The organism is Arthrobacter sp. UYEF3 (genome assembly GCF_040546245.1).
Classification (GTDB): Bacteria; Actinomycetota; Actinomycetes; order Actinomycetales; family Micrococcaceae; genus Arthrobacter.
In genome coordinates this window covers 170,497-186,875 of the sequence record NZ_JBEPNK010000005.1, presented here as the reverse complement: position 1 = coordinate 186,875, position 16,379 = coordinate 170,497, and the positions used below count along the sequence as shown (strand labels likewise).

The following is a 16,379-nucleotide window of genomic DNA, read 5'->3' as shown; positions in this document are numbered from 1 at the left end:
GGCTCAGCGTACGCCGCCCATGAGCTTCTTGATCGCGGGTGAGGCGGCGGCCAGGCCGACCGCCAGGAGCATCGCGGTACCGCCGACGCCGATGAAGTACGGCAGTTCGTCGTTGGGGTTGTAGAGCCCGGCGAGCACGCCGGCCAGCGTGGTGCCCAGCGAGACTGACAGGAAGAACAAGGCCACCATCTGGGTGTGGAATGCCTTGGGGGCCAGCTTAGTGGTCACGGACAGGCCGATGGGCGAGAGGAACAGTTCCGCCAGGGTGAACAGGAACAGGATCCCCACCAGCGCCAGCAGCGGCGTCTTGCCGCCGCCCGCCAGCGGGATGAACGCCAGGAAGGCGAGGCCCATCACGAACAGGCCGACCGAGAACTTCAGCGCCGAACCGGGCTGCTTGGGTCCCAGCCGGGTCCACAAGGCAGCCATAACACCGGCGAAGACGATGATGAACACCGGGTTGATCGACTGGACCCACGCGGCGGGCATTTCCCAGCCGAACAGGTTCCGGTCCAGCTTCTCCTGGGAGTACACGGCGATGAAGGTGAACTGCTGCTGGAAGAGCGCCCAGAACGCGGCGGAGGCGATGTACAGCGGGATGAACGCCGCAACCCGGCCTCGCTCGGTGGCGTTGACCTTTTTGCTGCTGAAGATCAGCACGAAGTACAGGATGGAGGCCCCGATGGCGGCGTAGGCCATCGTCATCGCCAGGTTGTCCGCGTTCACGGCGCCGGTCGCGAGCAACACGGCAATGATCACGGCGATGCCCAGGAAGATCAGCCCGTACTTGGTGCGTTCCGCGGCGGGCAGCGGGTTGGGCACCCGATGCGCCTCCTCGGGCAGCTTGTTGCGGCCCAGCGCGTAGATGCCCAGTCCCACGGCCATGCCGACCGCGGCGGCGGCGAAGCCCCAGTGGAACCCCTGGCTTTCCTGCAGCCAGCCGGTGACCAGCGGGCCGATCAGGGCGCCGGCGTTGATGCCCATGTAAAAGATGGAAAAGCCCGCATCCCGGCGTTCGTCGTTCTCGCGGTACAGGCTTCCGACCAGGGCGGTGGCATTGGCCTTAAGGCCGCCGGACCCGACGCCGACCAGCACGAGGCCGGTGATCAGACCCGGAACCCCGGGGAGCAGCGCCAGGGCGACGTGCCCGGCCATGATCATGATGGCGGAGCCGAACAACACCCGCTCGGACCCGAAGATCCGGTCCGCGAGCCAGGCACCCAGGATGGTGGAGAGGTAGACGCCGCCACCGTAGGCGCCGACCAGGCTGGCGGCCAGTGCCTTGTTGATTTCGAGGCCGCCCTGTGCGGCCGAGAAGTACATGTAGTAAAGGAGAATCCCCTGCATACCGTAGAAGGAGAAGCGTTCCCACATTTCCACGGAGAAGAGGCTGGCCAGCATCTTCGGATGGCCAAAGAACGAGGTGTCGCCCGACGCAGCGGCGAGGGGTTTGCGGAGTCTGGTGGTGCTCATTTACTTAATGCTGACACCGGGGCGGCAGATTGTCACATCAGCGGCGGCCAGGAGCAAGTCAATCGAGAGGTGTTTCGCCCCGGCTTCGGCGACTACCCGGCGACTACTCGATGTCGCTTCCGGCGTCGAACACGGCATCGAACATGATGACCTGGCGGACGGCTTTTCCGTCGGCGAGTTGGTCCATGGCCTGGTTGATGTCCGCCAGTGCGATCCGGGAGGAAATGAGCTCCTCCACCGGAAGCTTCCCGTCCCGCCAGAGCTGGGCGTACTTGGGAATGTCCCGGGCGGGCACGGCCGAGCCCAGGTAACTGCCGACGATTGTCCGGGCCTCCGCCGTTATGGTCAGCGGGGAGAGCTGGGCGCGTGCGTCGGGAGAGGGGAGCCCGGCGGTGATTGTGGTGCCGCCAACGTCGGTGGCGGCGAAGGCGGCCTCGAACGCCCGGGCGCTGCCGGCGCATTCGACGACGAACTTGGCCTTGATGCCTTGTTCGGCCAACTGTTGCGGGGTGTACGTTTCGTGGGCGCCGAGCCGGCGGGCGTGCTCCAACTTCACATCCAGGGTGTCCACGGCCACGATCCGGGAGATCCCCTGGGAGACGGCGGTGATCAGCGCGGCCATGCCGACGCCGCCGAGCCCGACGATCATGATGCTGTCCTCGGGCCCGGGTTTCGCGGCGTTCAGCACGGCGCCGCCGCCGGTAAGCACGGCGCAGCCGAGGACGGCGGCGATGTCCGCCGGGATGTCGTCGTCGACGGGCACCGCGGAGGCCCGGTCCACGACGGCGTGGCTGGCGAAGCCCGAGACGCCCAGGTGGTGGTAGACCGTTTCGCCCGCACGGCTCAGGTGCATGGAACCGTGCAGCAGGGTGCCCTCGCCGTTGCTTTTCGAGCCGGCGGTGCAGGGCAGGCGGCCGTCGGCGGCGCAGTTTGCGCACTGCTCGCAGCGCGGCAGGAAGGACATGACCACCCTCTGGCCGGGCCGCAGGTCGGTGACGTCCGCGCCGACCTCCACGACCCGTCCGGCGGCTTCATGGCCCAGCAGCATCGGCACGGGGCGCACCCGGTTCCCGTCGACGACGCTGAGGTCCGAGTGGCAGATGCCGGCGGCCTCGAGTCGGACCAGGATTTCCGTGGGTCCGGGGGCAGAAAGTTCCAGCTCCGTGATGCTGATCGGCTTTGACTCGGCAAAGGGGCGGGGACGGCCGATTTCCTCAAGAACTGCGCCGGTGATCTTCATCGATCCCTCTCGTGTCGTTTACCGCGTTGGCACCAGTAAACCCCAGACGGGCCCGCCCGGGAAATCCCTGCGGCCGCCGCCTAGAAACCGAGTTGCGCGGCCACCTGGAGCAGTATTGCTTCGGAGCCCATCGGGCCGACCAGCTGGATGCCCATCGGCAGGCCGGCGCCGGGTGTCCCGCCGGTCCAATGCACCGGAATGCTGATCGCGGGCAGCCCGCACACGTTGACCAGGGAGGACCACGGGGCAAATTCGCACTGCTTGCGGTAGTCGGAATCGGCGTCGGCGGCCCACTCGGCGGCAGGCCAGTAGCCGTCCCCGTGTGCGGCGCCGGTGAACCAGCCCACCGGGCGCGGCGTCTGCGCCAGAGCAGGGCTCAAGATCAGGTCCCAGGCCGCGTACTGGGCGAGCGTGTCCCGCTGGAACTGCCGCAGGAACTCAAGGGATTCGTTCAGTTTCGCGGCGCTGCGTTGCTGGGCGCGCCGCCGGAAAGTCCGGGTCAGTGGCGTCAGGAGTGCTTCGCGCTGCGGCGCGATGCGGGCGTTTCCGACGCCGGCGGTCCAGGCCGTGGTGAAGGCGCCGGCGTAGCGATTGTCGTAGCGGACGGCGGCCGCGCTGGTCTCGTGTCCGGCCGCCTCGAGCAGCCTGATGCCCGCGTCGAGGGCGTCGAGGGCTGCGCGCTCCGGCGTGAAGGGGAAGACCGACTGCCACGGACTGTCCAGGCTGACGCCGATCCGCAGCCGCGGCGGGTCCTGGGCGGCCAGCCGGAGGTAGCCGCCCGGGTGTGCGGGAAGTGCTCCCGGTGACGGCGGCGGGACCAACGCATCGAGCAGCAGTGCGGCGTCCGCTGCCGAGCGGGCCAGCGGGCCGGCCACCACCAGCCCGGCGGAGTCCCCGGTGCTTTCCCCTGCCGGGACCAGCCCGCGGCCCGGCTTGAGACCCACCAGGCCGCAGGCAGCGGCGGGAATGCGGATGGAGCCACCGCCGTCGGATCCGGGGGCAAAGGGAAGCAGTCCCGCGGCGACGGCGGCAGCGCTGCCACCCGAAGAGCCGCCGGAGCTGCGGCTGAGGGCGTACGGGTTGCGGGAGGGCGGGGCGATCCGGTTCTCGCTGTAGGCAGTGAGCCCGAACTCCGGGACCTGCGTTTTGCCCAGCGAGACGACGCCGGCGCTCCTCAAGGACGCGGCGAGGGCGCCGTCGGCCGGGGCGGGCATGTGCTCCAGGGCGGCGCTGCCATGGGTGGTGACCACGCCGGCCACGTCGGTCAGGTCCTTGAATGCGATCGGCATGCCGTGCAGCAGCGGCAGGGCCGCGCCGTCGTCGTGGGCCGCGGGGATGGTTGCGCGGGCGTGGCGGCTGTGGTGGGCGTGGTGGGCGTCCGCGGCGTCGGCGTCCTTGAGGGCCTGCTCGCCGGTGACGGTGATGAAGGCGCCAAGGTGCGGGTTCTCGGTCGCAATGCGATCCAGGAAGTGCGCCGTAGCCTGTCGGGCTGACAGCTCGCCGGTGCGCAGCGCGTCGCGGAGTGCGACCGCGGACAGTTCATGGATCTCAGTCAAGGACGCACAGCCCCCGTGGTTCGGCGGCCACTCTCGGGTCCGCGGGCCGGGGGACATGCCCAGCCCTGGGGTCCAGCGTTGGGCATGATGGTGTTATGCCCATTCGTGGCGGCGGGGGGAGGGCATGTCCCGTGGCGGCGGGGCGGACGGGCGGCGCGGGCCGGGGGACATGCCCAGCCCTGGGGTCGGGCGTTGGGCATGATGGTGTTATGCCCATTCGTGGCGGCGGGGGGAGGGCATGTCCCGTGGCGGCGGGGCCCATCGGGCCGGGATCGCGGGCCGTGCAGCTGCCATGGGTCTCCTTTGCGCTCTCCAGAAGCGTAACGTGCCGCGTGCTTGGGGGTGCCCCCCGGCCGCTGGCGATACGCTGGTGGCAGACCTGGTTTATGCGGAGAGGACGACCATGAGCGACATCGATACCGTGACCGTATCCGAGATTCCCGAAGCGGCGCGGATTCTGGACGTGCGTGAGGACTACGAGTGGGCGGCGGGCCACGCCGCGCGGGCCGTGCACATTCCCCTCGACCAGCTTCCGGCGCGGATCGACGAACTGGACCCGGACGAGGACCTGTATGTCATCTGCCGCACCGGCGGGCGTTCCTTCCGCGCCGCGCAATGGCTGGTCGGTCACGGCTATTCCGCACTGAATGTCGCCGGCGGCATGGATCAGTGGCTGGAGAACGGCTTGCCGCTCGTATCCGACAGCGGGCTCAAGCCCGTCATCCTGTAAACGAAGGACCTCCGTATGCCCGCGTCGCCTGTCACCTACACCTTCCTCGGCCCAGCGGGCACGTTCACCGAGGCGGCCCTGATGCAGGTGCCCGGCGCGGCTGAGGCCATCCGCATCCCCGCGTCGAACGTCAACACGGCGTTGGACAAGGTCCGCGACGGCTCGGCGGACGCGGCGATGGTGCCGATCGAGAACTCCGTTGAGGGCGGAGTAACGGCCACGCTCGACGCGATCGCCACCGGCCCGGAGTTGCGGATCCTCCGTGAAGCCTTGGTTCCCATCAGCTTCGTCCTGGTGGCCCGGCCCGGCGTCGGGATCGAAGATATCCGGCGGATTTCCACCCACGGACACGCCTGGGCGCAGTGCCGGCTTTGGGTCGACGAAAATATTCCGGATGCTGAATATGTCCCGGGTTCCTCGACGGCGGCCGCTGCGATGGGCCTGCAGGAAGGCGATGCGCATTATGACGCCGCGATTTGCGCGCCGATCGTCGCTGCCGAACAACCCGGCCTGGCCGTGCTGGCCGAAAACATCGGCGACAACCCCGGGGCCGTGACACGCTTCGTGCTGGTGGGGCGCCCCGGCCCCCTGCCGGAACGGACCGGAGCCGATAAAACCACGGTGGTGGTTCCGCTGCCCGAAGACCGCCCAGGCGCACTGATGGAAATCCTGGACCAGTTCGCCACCCGCGGCGTGAACCTGAGCCGGATCGAGTCGAGACCTACCGGCCAGTATCTGGGCCACTACTTCTTCAGCATCGACGCGGACGGCCATGTGGGCGACGCCCGGGTGGCCGACGCGCTCGCCGGGCTGCACCGGATCAGCCCGGCCACACGCTTCCTGGGCTCCTACGGCAGGGCGGACGGCCAGCGCGCCGAGGTGGCCCCGCACACCTCGGACCAAGCATTCCGCGCGGCCCATGCGTGGGTCAAAGACGTACTCGCCGGGGAATCCGTAGTGCAGGAATATAACCCGGAGGCTTCGCCCACAGCGTAGACAATTGCCACATCCTCCACTTCCACCCCTTAGAAACTGTGTCTATGCTTGCCTGAACCATATTGGGGTAGTCCTCTAACGGAGGGAGCGGGCCATGTCAGGCACCAGCACCGAAAATGACGGCCAGGGAATGATCGTCAATCCCAAGCCCACGGCCGAAAATCAGGACTGGGACGGCGACGACGCCGACCGTGCCGACCGGCTGCGCTTCGAGGAGGAACAGGCCTTGATCCGCGAGCAATCGGAGGCCCGCGCAGCCAAGGCGGCCGCGGAGGCGAAGAAAGCAGCCGACTCCAAAGCTGACACCGCCACCGACGGCGAGGCCAAAAAGGAAGCCAGCTAGCTGCCGCCTCCCGGCGGCCCGGACCAGCTGCTGCGCCATTGGCGGCGGTCTCTAGCTGTTGCCCGCCCGCCCGGCCGCCCCGCTCTTGACCGGGTCTTCGCTCCCGGAGTCTTCCTTCACCCGGATCAACAACGAGCGCGGAGCAACTTGGACGGTGACCGTGGTGGCCTCACCGGTGGGGTCGCCGTCGACCTGTGTCGGCATTGGTTCGGCGCACCTGATCACGATCTTGCCGGAACGGTAATACGTCATCACCGGCAGGGTCCGCTTGTGCTTGAGCACAATCTTCCAGTACATCGCCAGCCAGCCGATCGCGCTGCGCGGGCTCATCACCACAACATCCAGCACGCCGTCATCGATCATGGCCTGCGGGATGAAGTCGATGCCGCCGGGGATCAGGCCGCAGTTGGCGAATAGCACGCTCCGGATCTTCCGTGACTGCTCCGGCTGGTCGTCGAGCGAAATGGCCACCCTCTTGCGGCGCCCGGGAAGGTGACGCACGCCGGCCTCCGTGTAAGCGAGCCAGCCGACCGCCTTCTTGAGCCCGTCGTAGGTGTCGCCCACCACCTCAGCGTCCAGGCCGATGCCCGCGATCACCAGGAAGGCGTGGTCCGCGGACTGCCCGGTCCGGGCGTTTTCAACCCTCATCCGCGCGGTATCGATGAAGCGCTGGTGGCCGAACAGCGCGGTATCGACGCAGCCGCGCAGGTCTCCGATCTCGAGGTTAACGTTGCGGGCCAGCAGGTTGCCGGTGCCCAGCGGAAGGAGCCCCATGGCGATGTCCGTGTGCGCTAGGACCTCGGCCACCGCGCGGACGGTGCCGTCGCCGCCGCCCGCCAGGACGACGTCGGCCCCGAACTCTACGGCGGCACGGGCCTGCGAGAATCCGGGATCCTCGGCGGAGGTTTCAAAAAAGCGGGGGGCCTCCCAGCCGGCCGCGAGGCAGGTGCTCTCGATCAGGACGCGGGCCTCCGCCGACCTGGCCTTGATCGGGTTCAACACCACTGCGACCTTCTGCCGGGCCAGGCTGGGATCGTGGGTTTCCTCCCGGACCGCGCTGCGCGTGTGCTTGGCCTTCAAGCGGCGCACGCCCCACCAGCTGGAGACGGCAAATAGCAGGGCTCCAGCGATGACGAGGTAAAGCAGCCAGTCTCGCATGTTGCTCCAACACTATCCCGCGCGTGCGCCGCGGCAGGACTGCCGTGAGGCGGCCCCCGGATTCGATAGTCTTAGCTGGTGATCGATGTAAAACACCTCAGCGACAATCCGGACAAGTTCCGTGCCAGCCAGCGCGCCCGCGGAGCCGATGAATCCGTGGTGGACGCGATCATCGCGGCGGATTCGGCCCGGCGCGCGGCGCTCATCCGTTTCGAAAACCTGCGGGCTGAGCAGAACGCCGCCGGCAAGAAGGTGGCGCAGGCCAAGGGCGAAGAGAGGTCGGCGCTGCTGGCGGATGTCAAGGTGCTCGCGGCCACGGTCAAGGAAGCCTCGGCCGAGGCCGACCTCGCCCAGGCCGCCCACGAGGAACTCCTGCGCGGGATCCCCAACCTGATCGAGGACGGTGTTCCCGCGGGCGGCGAGGACGACTACGTGGTGGTCAAGACGGTCGGCACGCCCCGCGAATTCCCCGACTTCGAGCCCCGCGACCACCTGGAAATCGGCGAGCTGCTCGGCGCGATCGACATGGAGCGCGGGGCCAAGGTCTCGGGTTCCCGCTTCTACTTCCTGCGCGGTGTGGGCGCCCGGCTGGAAATGGCGTTGCTCCAGATGGCCATGGAGCAGGCTATCGATGCCGGCTTCGTTCCGATGATCACCCCGACACTGGTCCGACCGGAAACCATGCAGGGCACCGGATTCGACGTAAAGCACGACGCCGAGATCTACCGCCTCGCGGAGGACGACCTTTACCTGGTGGGAACCTCGGAAGTCGCTCTCGCCGGGTACCACGCGGACGAGATCCTTGACCTCACCGGCGGCCCGATCCGCTACGCGGGGCAGAGCTCCTGCTACCGCCGCGAGGCAGGTTCGCACGGCAAAGACACCCGCGGCATCATCCGCGTCCACCAGTTCAACAAGGTGGAGATGTTCATTTACACCACGGTCGAGGAGGCTGCCGGCGAGCACGCCCGGCTGCTGGCCTGGGAAGAGGAGATGCTGGCCAAGTGCGAGCTGCCCTACCGCGTGATTGACACGGCCGCGGGGGATCTGGGTAACTCGGCGGCCCGCAAGTTCGACTGCGAAGCCTGGGTACCCACCCAGGGCGCCTACCGCGAGCTGACCTCCACCTCCAACTGCACGACCTTCCAGGCGCGCCGGCTCAACATCCGTGAACGCGTACTGACCGAGGAGGGCGCATCCAAGGGCACCCGCGCGGTTGCCACGCTCAACGGCACGCTCGCCACCACCCGCTGGATCGTCGCGATCCTGGAGCACCACCAGAACGCGGACGGCTCGGTCAACGTCCCCGCGGCGCTGCAGAAGTACCTCGGCGGCATGACGGTTCTGCCCGTTCTCTAAGGTCGGCTGCTGTTCACCCAGGCGTCATGCCCTGCTGTGGTGCGCGTCCTAGCGGGTGTCGGCGGTGTCTGCTCTACTTATTAGATGACTACATTGACTGAAGCCTCAGTCGCTGGCAACGATGACCAGCGGGAAGCCAACGAAAAACTGATAATCGCCCTCGACGTCGACGGAACCCTGGTCGACCACGACGGGCACATGTCCGTGGCCGTCAGGGAAGCGGCCCAGGCCGTGGTGGCCGCCGGACACGAGGTAATGATCGCGACCGGCCGCTCGCTGAAGGCGACACTGCCCATCATCGAACACATCGGCATCGAAAACGGCTACGCGGTCTGCTCCAACGGCGGCGTTACACTGCGACTGGACTCCGGGCTCGCCGATGGCTACGAAGTGATCCACAAAGCCACGTTCGACCCCGGACCGGCACTCCGGGCACTGCGCAAGCGGCTGCCCTCTGCCAAGTACGCCCTTGAGGACGCGGACGGCAACTTCCTGTCCACCGAACGCTTCCAGGACGCCAGCTTCGGCGTCGAGGCGGTCGGCGTCGACTTCCAGACCATGCTGGAGGCTACCGCCGTCCGCGTCGTGGTGTTCAGTTCGGAGAACACGCCGGAGGAATTCAACACCGCCATCCGGCACATCGGCCTCTCCGGTGTCACGTACTCCGTGGGCTGGACCGCGTGGCTTGATATTGCCGCCGCAGGCGTCTCCAAGGCCACCGCCCTGGAGCAACTGCGCGGACGGCTCAATATCGAGAGGCACCGCACGGTCGCCATTGGCGATGGCCGGAACGACATCGAGATGCTCACCTGGGCGGGCCGCGGCGTGGCGATGGGCCAGGCGCCAGCCGAAGTGATGGCCGCCGCCGACGAGGTCACCCACTCGGTCTACGACGACGGCGCCGCCCACGTGCTGCGCAGCATCCTGGCCTAGGGGGCCGGCACTCCGGCCTGGCTGCCTGCCGGCCTAGTGCACCTCGAGGATCAGGCCCAGCAGCCGGGCTGCGGCCGGCCGGGCAGCGTGCTCCTCGTTCCACTGCGCCCGGGCGACGGCCTTGCTAACGGCCTGAGTGGTGATGCCCAGTTCTTTGGCCACCGCCTTCTGCTGCCCGCGCACGCCGGGGGTGAGCAGGTCCAGTACCCGCCACTCGGCGGCGCTGCGGTCGCGCACGATGTGGCCCAGCAGCCGCAGCACTGCCTCGGCTTCCGCGGCGAGCTCCGAGAACGGGCCCTCCACCGCTACCGGGATGCGTTCCTTGCTGTTCCGCAGCCGGTCCACGGCTCGCCGGGCGTAGACCAGCCCGTGGCCGGACGCGTCCTTGATCTGGTTGGGCAGCGGTTCGTTGACCGGGCCAACGCCGACCCCGACGTACCAGGAACCCGTGCGCAGTGCGATCAGCGCCGCCTCGACGGCCTGGCGCGGGCTGTCCACGATGCCCTGGACTTCGTCCTCCACCGATCGGTCGAAATCGAGGCGCGCCGGAATGTGCCGCAGGTCCTTGAGGAGCTGCGGCACTCGGTCGCCGTCGCGCCGGCTGTCGGTTTGGTTGATGGTCAGCGTGAACATACTTGATGACACACTACCGCGTGGCAACCGACGGGCAAGTACCGGGTTTCGCCCCCGGATACAGCTGCCGCGGGGCTGCAGGACCGGCGGATCCGGGCGCACAACTACTCCCGCGCGTGCCCGAGGACGCCCCGGAGGGCAGCGGCCGGGCGCTCACGGGTGAGCCGTCCGCTGCGGGGCGGGTGACGTTACCTCTGGCCGCCGTTGAGCGCGTCCAGCCCGCCGGTGGGCAGGTGGATCCAGCCTTCGGTCAGGGCCGCTCCGGCGTGGCCAGGGTCGGGGCGGATGGTGTCGCCGAGGGCCACGGCCCGTGCTGTCAGGGAGGCGATCACGGCGTCGAACATGTCATCGGAGCCAGCCAGTTCATCTTCGTGTCCGTCCAGATCCAGCCACGGCGCGGCGCGCTGCAGCCCGGTCAGGATCCCGGCCAGCTGTTCCGCTTCCGCGCCGCCGCGCCCCTTGTAGCCGCGGGCCGGCAGGCCCCAGGACTTCAGGGACGCCGCCGGGTAGACCTCGGCGAACCGACCGCTGCCGTCCCTGGCCTGCGGACCGTGCTCCTGCGCTATTTTGGCCTGGATGACGGCGCAGCGCATCGCCGGGTGCGCCAGCCGGTCGGCGGCGACGCTGAGCGGGATCAGCCCGGTCCGGGCGGTGACGAAGCGGTCGGTGTCCCGGTAGGCCAGCAGCCTGCGGCCCCCGATGCCGTCATGGTCCAGCACCGGGTCCGGATCGCCGGCAAGGTGTGCGGCAAGGAAGGGCAGGAACGCGTCGGGCCAGCCCACGGGGCAGTCGATTCCGGTCATGTCGCTGGAGCCGAAGAGCCGCACAATTTCGCCGTCGTCGACGCCGAGGGAAGCGTGGGCCAGCCGCGCGCCGCCGTCGCCCCATTCGACGACGGCCGTCGCGGTCTTCTTGGTGGCGGCGGCGAGGTCGATGCCGAGGGTCCTCACGACGGGCCACCTTTGTTCATGCCGCTGTTCATGCCGCTGTTCATGCCGCGTCGGTTCAGACCGAGCGGTAGCGAAGGGCGCCGGGAATCCCGCCGTCGCTGTCCATGCCCTTGCCGGCGGCGAAGCGGGCCCACCCGGCACGCAGGGCGCGGCCTTGAATGTTGATTTCCTCCCAGCTGGCGCCCGTGAGCAGCCCGGCTCCTGCCCACGTCTTTTCGTTGCCGAACAGCAGCGGCAGGTCCACGGTGTGCGCGGCCCCGTAAATGCTTCCGGGCGCGGCCCAGGTCAGCACGTACCGGTACGCGGTGCCCCCGGCCCGGGCATGCCGCCGGGCAAACCGTCTGGCAGACCGGCCGTACACCGCCTCGGTCACGGCCCAGTTGACGGCTTTAACGACGGCAGGCCCGAGGAGCGGAACCCTGGCGACCCGGCTGACCGCGGGATTTCGCGGCAGGAACATCCGGGCTTCCTCCGAGGTGTGCCCGATCAGGACCTCGATGCCGGGGGCGGCGGTGTTCCATGCCTCCTCGATGCCCGATTCCGGCGGCAACGGGGCGTGCCCGTACTGGGTGCCGAACGGCATGGCCGCGATCAGTCCGAACTTCCGGGCCACCTGCGACACGTGCCCTTCAATAGCAACCATTTCCATCGCCGGGGTGGCCTCGGTGACGGCCCGGGCCGCGACGCCCATGGCGGTACTCATCTTTTCCCTGCCCCGGGTAATGCCCAGCGGGGCACTCTGGATGATGGCGCGGCGGAACAGGGCAGGCGCCTCCGGCGTCGCCATCAGGTGGGCCACGGCGTCGCCGCCGGCGGACTGCCCGAAGGCCGTGACATTGCCCGGATCACCGCCGAACGCGCTGATGTTGCGCTGTACCCAGCGGAACGCTTCGAGTTGGTCCAGGAGGCCCAGATTGGCGGGCCGGCCCGTCCCGGCGGCCAGGTAACCGAACAGGCCCAGGCGGTAGGTCACGGAGACCACGATCACGCGGTTCTCGGCGACGAGGGCCTTGGGGTCGAAGATGGCGAGGTCCCCGGAGCCGGAGGTATACGAACCGCCGTGCAGCCAGACCATGACCGGAACCCGTTCGTCCTCGCCGAGTCCGGCCGGCAGCGTGATTGAGAGCCGCTGGCAGTCTTCGCTGCCGGGGAGTTCCCCGTAGCGGGTGCCGAGGATGTCATCCAGGAACGGGACCGGGGCCTGCGGGCACGCGTGGGACAGTGAGGTGGCCTCGAGTACCTCGGTCCGGTCGGGGGCGCTGACCGGGGGCTGGAAACGCGCCGCGGTGGCGTAGGGGATAGCCGTGGCACGCACCACGACGCCGTCCCGCCACCCGGTGACCGGGCCGCAGGGCGGGCTAAAGGCTGGCTCGGCGTTCATGGATCCACGATTTCACACATTCCTGACCTCCGACTGGCAACCGCCGTCGTCGTTCAAACAGCAACGCGGGGTCACTTACTGCCGATATCCGGCGGCCGGGTGGGCGGTAAGTGACCCCCGCGTTGAAGCGGCGGAACCCTAGTGCGTGTGGGGGACGAAGCGCTTGATCGAGGCCTCGAGTTCGGCTTCGGCTGCGGCGCGGTCGCCCCAGCCCTCGGCCTTGACCCACTTGCCCGGCTCCAGGTCCTTGTACCGGGTAAAGAAGTGCTCGATCTCCCGGATCAGGAATTCGCTGACGTCACTGACTTCCTGGATGTGGTCAAAGCGGGCGTCAACCGGAACGCACAGCACCTTGGCGTCTCCGCCGCCGTCGTCGGTCATGTTGAAGACGCCGATCGGACGGGCCTCGACGACCACGCCGGGGTGCAGGTCGAAGTCCTGCAGGAGCAGCAGCGCATCCAGCGGGTCGCCGTCCTCACCCAGGGTGTTCTCGAAGAAACCGTAGTGCGTGGGGTACTGCATCGAGGTGAACAGGACGCGGTCCAGGCGGATGCGGCCGGTCTCGTGGTCGACTTCGTACTTGACGCGTGATCCCTTGGGGATCTCGATGGTCACGTCATGCTTCATGGAATGCTCCTCGACGGATTCAGGGGGTGCGCGGCACTGGCGAGGCCCAGAAAAAGCAGTACCGGTGCCGCCGACTATTATCGAGGATATAGCGACAGTCCCTGGTTTCAGGAACTAGCGGGGACATTTCGGGACGAAGGACCAGCAGCAGGATGACACGCAGAAAGAGCCGTGAGGGCACGGCTCCGGCGCCCGGAAGGCTCGCGCGCGTCACCCCGATGCTGCTCCTGACCCTCCTGATCGTGGCGCTCGCCGTCCCCGCGGGGCTCGCCGTCAGTCCCGGATTCCTCGGCCCGGCCCGGCCCCCGGAACCCGCCGCGGCCGGTCCGTGGCAGCAGCTCCCCGCCGCCCTGAGCGCCGCCGGCGGTGGGGGAAACGGGGGCAGCATGAAACCGCTCAGCACCACGGCGCGGGTACCGGATCCCGCCGCCCTCGCAGCCCAGCTCGACGCGACCCTGAAGGCCGACGGCGCCGGGTCCTTCACCGGGGTGGTGCAGGACGCCGTCACCGGCGAGGTCCTCTTCGACCGGGCCGGCGATGAGGTCCGCGCCCCCGCCTCCAACCTCAAGCTCCTGACCGCCGCCGCAGCGTTGCGAACGCTCGGCCCCGACCGGCGCTTCAGCACCAGGGTTGTCGCCGGCGCCGTGCCCGGCACCGTCGTCCTGACCGGCGGCGGAGACGTGCTGCTCGGCACTGGGGACTCCGCGCCGGACGCGGTACTGGGGCGTGCCGGGCTCGCCACGCTGGCGCGGTCCACCGTCCGCGCGCTGCAGCAGGCGGGCGTGTCCGGTCCGGTCTCGGTGCTCCTGGATGATGCCCTGTTCAGCGGGCCTGCCCTCAGCCCCGCCTGGAGCCCGGAGGACGTTGCCGCCGGCGAAATCGCCCCCATATATCCGCTCGCCCTGAACTCGGCCCGCTTCGACCCGGGAACCACCAGCGGACCCCGCCCGCAGGACGCGGCAATGACCGCCGCCGAAGCGTTCACGGCCCGGCTCGCGGAGGCCGGCGCGGCCGCGGGCGTCGCCGTGGCCCCCGGCGTCGCCCGGGCGACGGCAACGCAGAAAGGCCCGCAGAAAGCCCCGCAGGGAGGACCGGACGTCGGCGGCGGACCGGCCGGCAAAATCCTCGCCGAGGTCGAATCCGCCACCGTCAGCCAGCAGGTGGACCTACTGATGCGCACCTCGGACAACTACCTCACCGAGGTCATGGGCCGGATGGTGGCGGCAGCGAGTGGTAAACCCGCCAGCAACGACGGCGCCGTCGCCGCCGTGCTGCAGCAACTCCAGGAGCTGGAAATCCCCTCTGCCACGCTTCGGGCCGCCGATCTGGCCGGGCTGACGCTGGACAACCAGGTCTCCGCGCGGCAGCTCTCCGCCCTGGTCCGCGCGATGACCAGCGGCCCGGACCTCCGTCTCCGGTCCGCCCTGGCCGGCTTCCCCGTGGCCGGCCTGACCGGAACGCTGGGCAGCCGGTACACGGACACCAGCACCGCCCGGGGCGCCGGACTGGTCCGCGCCAAGACGGGAACGCTGAACACCGTGATCGCCCTCAGCGGCTACGTGGTGGACGCCGACGGCCGGTTGCTGGTCTTCTCCTTCATCGGCAACGGCCTGACGCCCGGCGCGGCTGGCAACAGGGCGGCACTGGACCGGACGGCCTCGGTCCTGGCCGCCTGCGGCTGCCGCTGAGACTGCTCCGTTTCGATGGTTCCCCGCGCCCTCGACGGTCCGAAACTGCTACCCGGCAGGGAACCGTCGAATCGGCGGTATCGGTCGAATTTCAAGCGCGTCCCCAGCCGGCTGTGATCTGATGGGAGCCATGGAGTCCACTTCGCGCGAGATATCAGCCCAGGCCCTCATCAACTGGGAGCTCGCGGCGTCCACGGCCGCGCGCCTCACCCCGGCGGGCCCGTCGCTGGCCGCCCCGGAGATCGGCGCCGCCGTCGAAAACCTGCGCCTCATGGCGGACATTTCCGTGCCGCACGTCCACGACATCACCGGGCTCGAGGCCGCCCGCGACCTCCGCGACTCCTCCGTGCTGGTGGTGGACCGGGCCTCGTGGGCCAAGGCGAACACGCAGAGCTTCGCGGTCATGCTGCAGCCTGCCATCGAGAAAATGCTCGAAAGCCGCCGCGGAACCGTGGGCCCGGGCGCCGCCAGCGTCGGCGGCGCGATCACGGGCAGCCAGCTCGGCGCGATCCTGGCGTTCCTCTCCAGCAAGGTCCTGGGCCAGTACGACCCGTTCTCCGCCCTGGCCGAGAACACCACAGCCCCTGCCGCCGGCCGGCTGCTGCTGGTGGCGCCGAACATCATTTCGGTGGAACGCGAGCTGAACGTGGCGCCCGAGGACTTCCGGCTCTGGGTGTGCCTGCACGAACAAACACACCGCGTGCAGTTCGCCGCGGCCCCCTGGCTTCGCCACAACATGCTTCAGCAGATCGAGGACCTCAGCGAACACCTGCTCGGCAACGTCGACTCGATCATGGAACGCGCCGCGGCAGCCGCGAGATCCCTCAAGGGCCGGTCCGCACCCGGTTCCGCGCCCGGCCGCGGGGCAATCCTGGACCTGCTGCAGGACCCTGCGGAGCGCGCGGCGATCTCCCACCTCACGGCCGTCATGAGCCTGCTGGAAGGCCACGCCAACGTGGTCATGGACGCCGTGGACGCCAGTATCGTCCCCTCGGTCAAGACCATCCGGCAGCGCTTTAACGCCCGCGGCAAGGACCGTGGCGCCATCGAGAAATTTATCCGCAGCCTCCTCGGCCTGGACGCGAAGATGCGGCAGTACAGCGACGGCTCGAAATTCGTCCGCGAAGTGGTCGACGCCGCCGGGATGGAAGGCTTCAACCGGGTCTGGGAGTCGGCCGAGAACCTGCCCACCGAACCGGAAATCCACGACTCGAAGCTGTGGCTCGAACGAATGGGGCTCTAGTCCACGTGCCGGCCACCACAGACCCGGACCTTCCAGCGGCTTCCGGCGGACGACGGCGGCCCGGCCGGC

General features: G+C 68.9%; 15 protein-coding genes. 7 read left to right on the top strand and 8 right to left on the bottom strand.

Annotation, left to right across the window (positions count from 1 at the left end):
* Nucleotides 1-3: 3 nt before the first annotated feature.
* The 3 genes from ABIB14_RS05685 to ABIB14_RS05675 all read right to left on the bottom strand — a co-directional run bounded on the left by ABIB14_RS05685 (nucleotide 4) and on the right by ABIB14_RS05675 (nucleotide 4,269).
* Nucleotides 4-1,473, bottom strand: a complete 1,470-nt coding sequence (locus ABIB14_RS05685; RefSeq protein ID WP_354234738.1) for a peptide MFS transporter — start codon at nucleotides 1,471-1,473, stop codon at nucleotides 4-6.
* A 103-nt stretch (nucleotides 1,474-1,576) separates the two neighbouring features.
* Nucleotides 1,577-2,713, bottom strand: a complete 1,137-nt coding sequence (locus ABIB14_RS05680; protein ID WP_354234736.1) for an alcohol dehydrogenase catalytic domain-containing protein — start codon at nucleotides 2,711-2,713, stop codon at nucleotides 1,577-1,579.
* Between the two features lie 80 nt (nucleotides 2,714-2,793).
* Nucleotides 2,794-4,269: an amidase gene (locus ABIB14_RS05675; RefSeq protein WP_354234734.1), complete on the bottom strand. Its 1,476-nt coding sequence runs from the start codon at nucleotides 4,267-4,269 to the stop codon at nucleotides 2,794-2,796.
* A 403-nt stretch (nucleotides 4,270-4,672) separates the two neighbouring features.
* On the opposite strand from ABIB14_RS05675, the gene ABIB14_RS05670 reads away from it, so the two are divergent.
* From ABIB14_RS05670 to ABIB14_RS05660, 3 genes are all read left to right on the top strand, one after another.
* Nucleotides 4,673-4,999, top strand: a complete 327-nt coding sequence (locus ABIB14_RS05670; RefSeq protein WP_354234732.1) for a rhodanese-like domain-containing protein — start codon at nucleotides 4,673-4,675, stop codon at nucleotides 4,997-4,999.
* Nucleotides 5,000-5,014: 15 nt separating this feature from the next.
* Nucleotides 5,015-5,995 carry a prephenate dehydratase gene (pheA, locus tag ABIB14_RS05665; RefSeq protein WP_354234730.1) on the top strand — a complete coding sequence of 327 codons (981 nt, stop codon included), beginning with the start codon at nucleotides 5,015-5,017 and terminating at the stop codon, nucleotides 5,993-5,995.
* Between the two features lie 94 nt (nucleotides 5,996-6,089).
* A complete protein-coding gene (locus tag ABIB14_RS05660; RefSeq protein WP_354234729.1) occupies nucleotides 6,090-6,338 on the top strand; it encodes a hypothetical protein in 249 nt (82 codons plus the stop codon).
* A 51-nt stretch (nucleotides 6,339-6,389) separates the two neighbouring features.
* Here the strand turns inward: ABIB14_RS05660 and ABIB14_RS05655 are convergent, their stop codons facing one another.
* Complete coding sequence (locus tag ABIB14_RS05655) at nucleotides 6,390-7,496, bottom strand: diacylglycerol/lipid kinase family protein (RefSeq protein WP_354234727.1); 1,107 nt, start codon at nucleotides 7,494-7,496, stop codon at nucleotides 6,390-6,392.
* 78 nt (nucleotides 7,497-7,574) lie between these two features.
* Between ABIB14_RS05655 and serS the strand changes: the two genes are divergently transcribed.
* Nucleotides 7,575-8,855, top strand: coding sequence for a serine--tRNA ligase (serS, locus tag ABIB14_RS05650; RefSeq protein WP_354234725.1), 1,281 nt, complete (start codon nucleotides 7,575-7,577; stop codon nucleotides 8,853-8,855).
* An 84-nt stretch (nucleotides 8,856-8,939) separates the two neighbouring features.
* Nucleotides 8,940-9,788, top strand: a complete 849-nt coding sequence (locus ABIB14_RS05645; protein WP_354234724.1) for an HAD family hydrolase — start codon at nucleotides 8,940-8,942, stop codon at nucleotides 9,786-9,788.
* Between the two features lie 33 nt (nucleotides 9,789-9,821).
* Here the strand turns inward: ABIB14_RS05645 and ABIB14_RS05640 are convergent, their stop codons facing one another.
* The 4 genes from ABIB14_RS05640 to ABIB14_RS05625 form a co-directional block, all read right to left on the bottom strand.
* The gene (locus tag ABIB14_RS05640; RefSeq protein WP_354234723.1) at nucleotides 9,822-10,421 is read right to left on the bottom strand and encodes a hypothetical protein; all 600 of its coding nucleotides are present in this window, start codon (nucleotides 10,419-10,421) and stop codon (nucleotides 9,822-9,824) included.
* Between the two features lie 188 nt (nucleotides 10,422-10,609).
* Nucleotides 10,610-11,371, bottom strand: a complete 762-nt coding sequence (locus tag ABIB14_RS05635; RefSeq protein ID WP_354234721.1) for a DUF429 domain-containing protein — start codon at nucleotides 11,369-11,371, stop codon at nucleotides 10,610-10,612.
* Nucleotides 11,372-11,426: 55 nt separating this feature from the next.
* A complete protein-coding gene (locus ABIB14_RS05630; RefSeq protein WP_354234720.1) occupies nucleotides 11,427-12,752 on the bottom strand; it encodes a carboxylesterase family protein in 1,326 nt (441 codons plus the stop codon).
* 138 nt (nucleotides 12,753-12,890) lie between these two features.
* Complete coding sequence (locus tag ABIB14_RS05625) at nucleotides 12,891-13,379, bottom strand: inorganic diphosphatase (protein ID WP_354234718.1); 489 nt, start codon at nucleotides 13,377-13,379, stop codon at nucleotides 12,891-12,893.
* Between the two features lie 152 nt (nucleotides 13,380-13,531).
* Between ABIB14_RS05625 and dacB the strand changes: the two genes are divergently transcribed.
* Nucleotides 13,532-15,067 carry a D-alanyl-D-alanine carboxypeptidase/D-alanyl-D-alanine endopeptidase gene (gene dacB, locus ABIB14_RS05620; protein WP_502909614.1) on the top strand — a complete coding sequence of 512 codons (1,536 nt, stop codon included), beginning with the start codon at nucleotides 13,532-13,534 and terminating at the stop codon, nucleotides 15,065-15,067.
* A gap of 130 nt (nucleotides 15,068-15,197) precedes the next feature.
* Nucleotides 15,198-16,310 (top strand): Rv3626c family coenzyme F420 biosynthesis-associated protein, encoded by a 1,113-nt coding sequence (locus ABIB14_RS05615; RefSeq protein WP_354234716.1) that lies wholly within the window; start codon nucleotides 15,198-15,200, stop codon nucleotides 16,308-16,310.
* Nucleotides 16,311-16,379 lie beyond the last annotated feature (69 nt).

Coding starts and splice junctions, on each gene's coding strand:
- ABIB14_RS05640 (WP_354234723.1), bottom strand. CDS start 10,421: ATGTTCACGCTGACCATCAACCAAACCGACAGCCGGCGCGACGGCGAC.
- ABIB14_RS05615 (WP_354234716.1), top strand. CDS start 15,198: ATGGAGTCCACTTCGCGCGAGATATCAGCCCAGGCCCTCATCAACTGG.
- ABIB14_RS05655 (WP_354234727.1), bottom strand. CDS start 7,496: ATGCGAGACTGGCTGCTTTACCTCGTCATCGCTGGAGCCCTGCTATTT.
- ABIB14_RS05630 (WP_354234720.1), bottom strand. CDS start 12,752: ATGAACGCCGAGCCAGCCTTTAGCCCGCCCTGCGGCCCGGTCACCGGG.
- ABIB14_RS05625 (WP_354234718.1), bottom strand. CDS start 13,379: ATGAAGCATGACGTGACCATCGAGATCCCCAAGGGATCACGCGTCAAG.
- pheA (WP_354234730.1), top strand. CDS start 5,015: ATGCCCGCGTCGCCTGTCACCTACACCTTCCTCGGCCCAGCGGGCACG.
- ABIB14_RS05685 (WP_354234738.1), bottom strand. CDS start 1,473: ATGAGCACCACCAGACTCCGCAAACCCCTCGCCGCTGCGTCGGGCGAC.
- ABIB14_RS05680 (WP_354234736.1), bottom strand. CDS start 2,713: ATGAAGATCACCGGCGCAGTTCTTGAGGAAATCGGCCGTCCCCGCCCC.
- dacB (WP_502909614.1), top strand. CDS start 13,532: ATGACACGCAGAAAGAGCCGTGAGGGCACGGCTCCGGCGCCCGGAAGG.
- ABIB14_RS05670 (WP_354234732.1), top strand. CDS start 4,673: ATGAGCGACATCGATACCGTGACCGTATCCGAGATTCCCGAAGCGGCG.
- ABIB14_RS05660 (WP_354234729.1), top strand. CDS start 6,090: ATGTCAGGCACCAGCACCGAAAATGACGGCCAGGGAATGATCGTCAAT.
- ABIB14_RS05645 (WP_354234724.1), top strand. CDS start 8,940: ATGACTACATTGACTGAAGCCTCAGTCGCTGGCAACGATGACCAGCGG.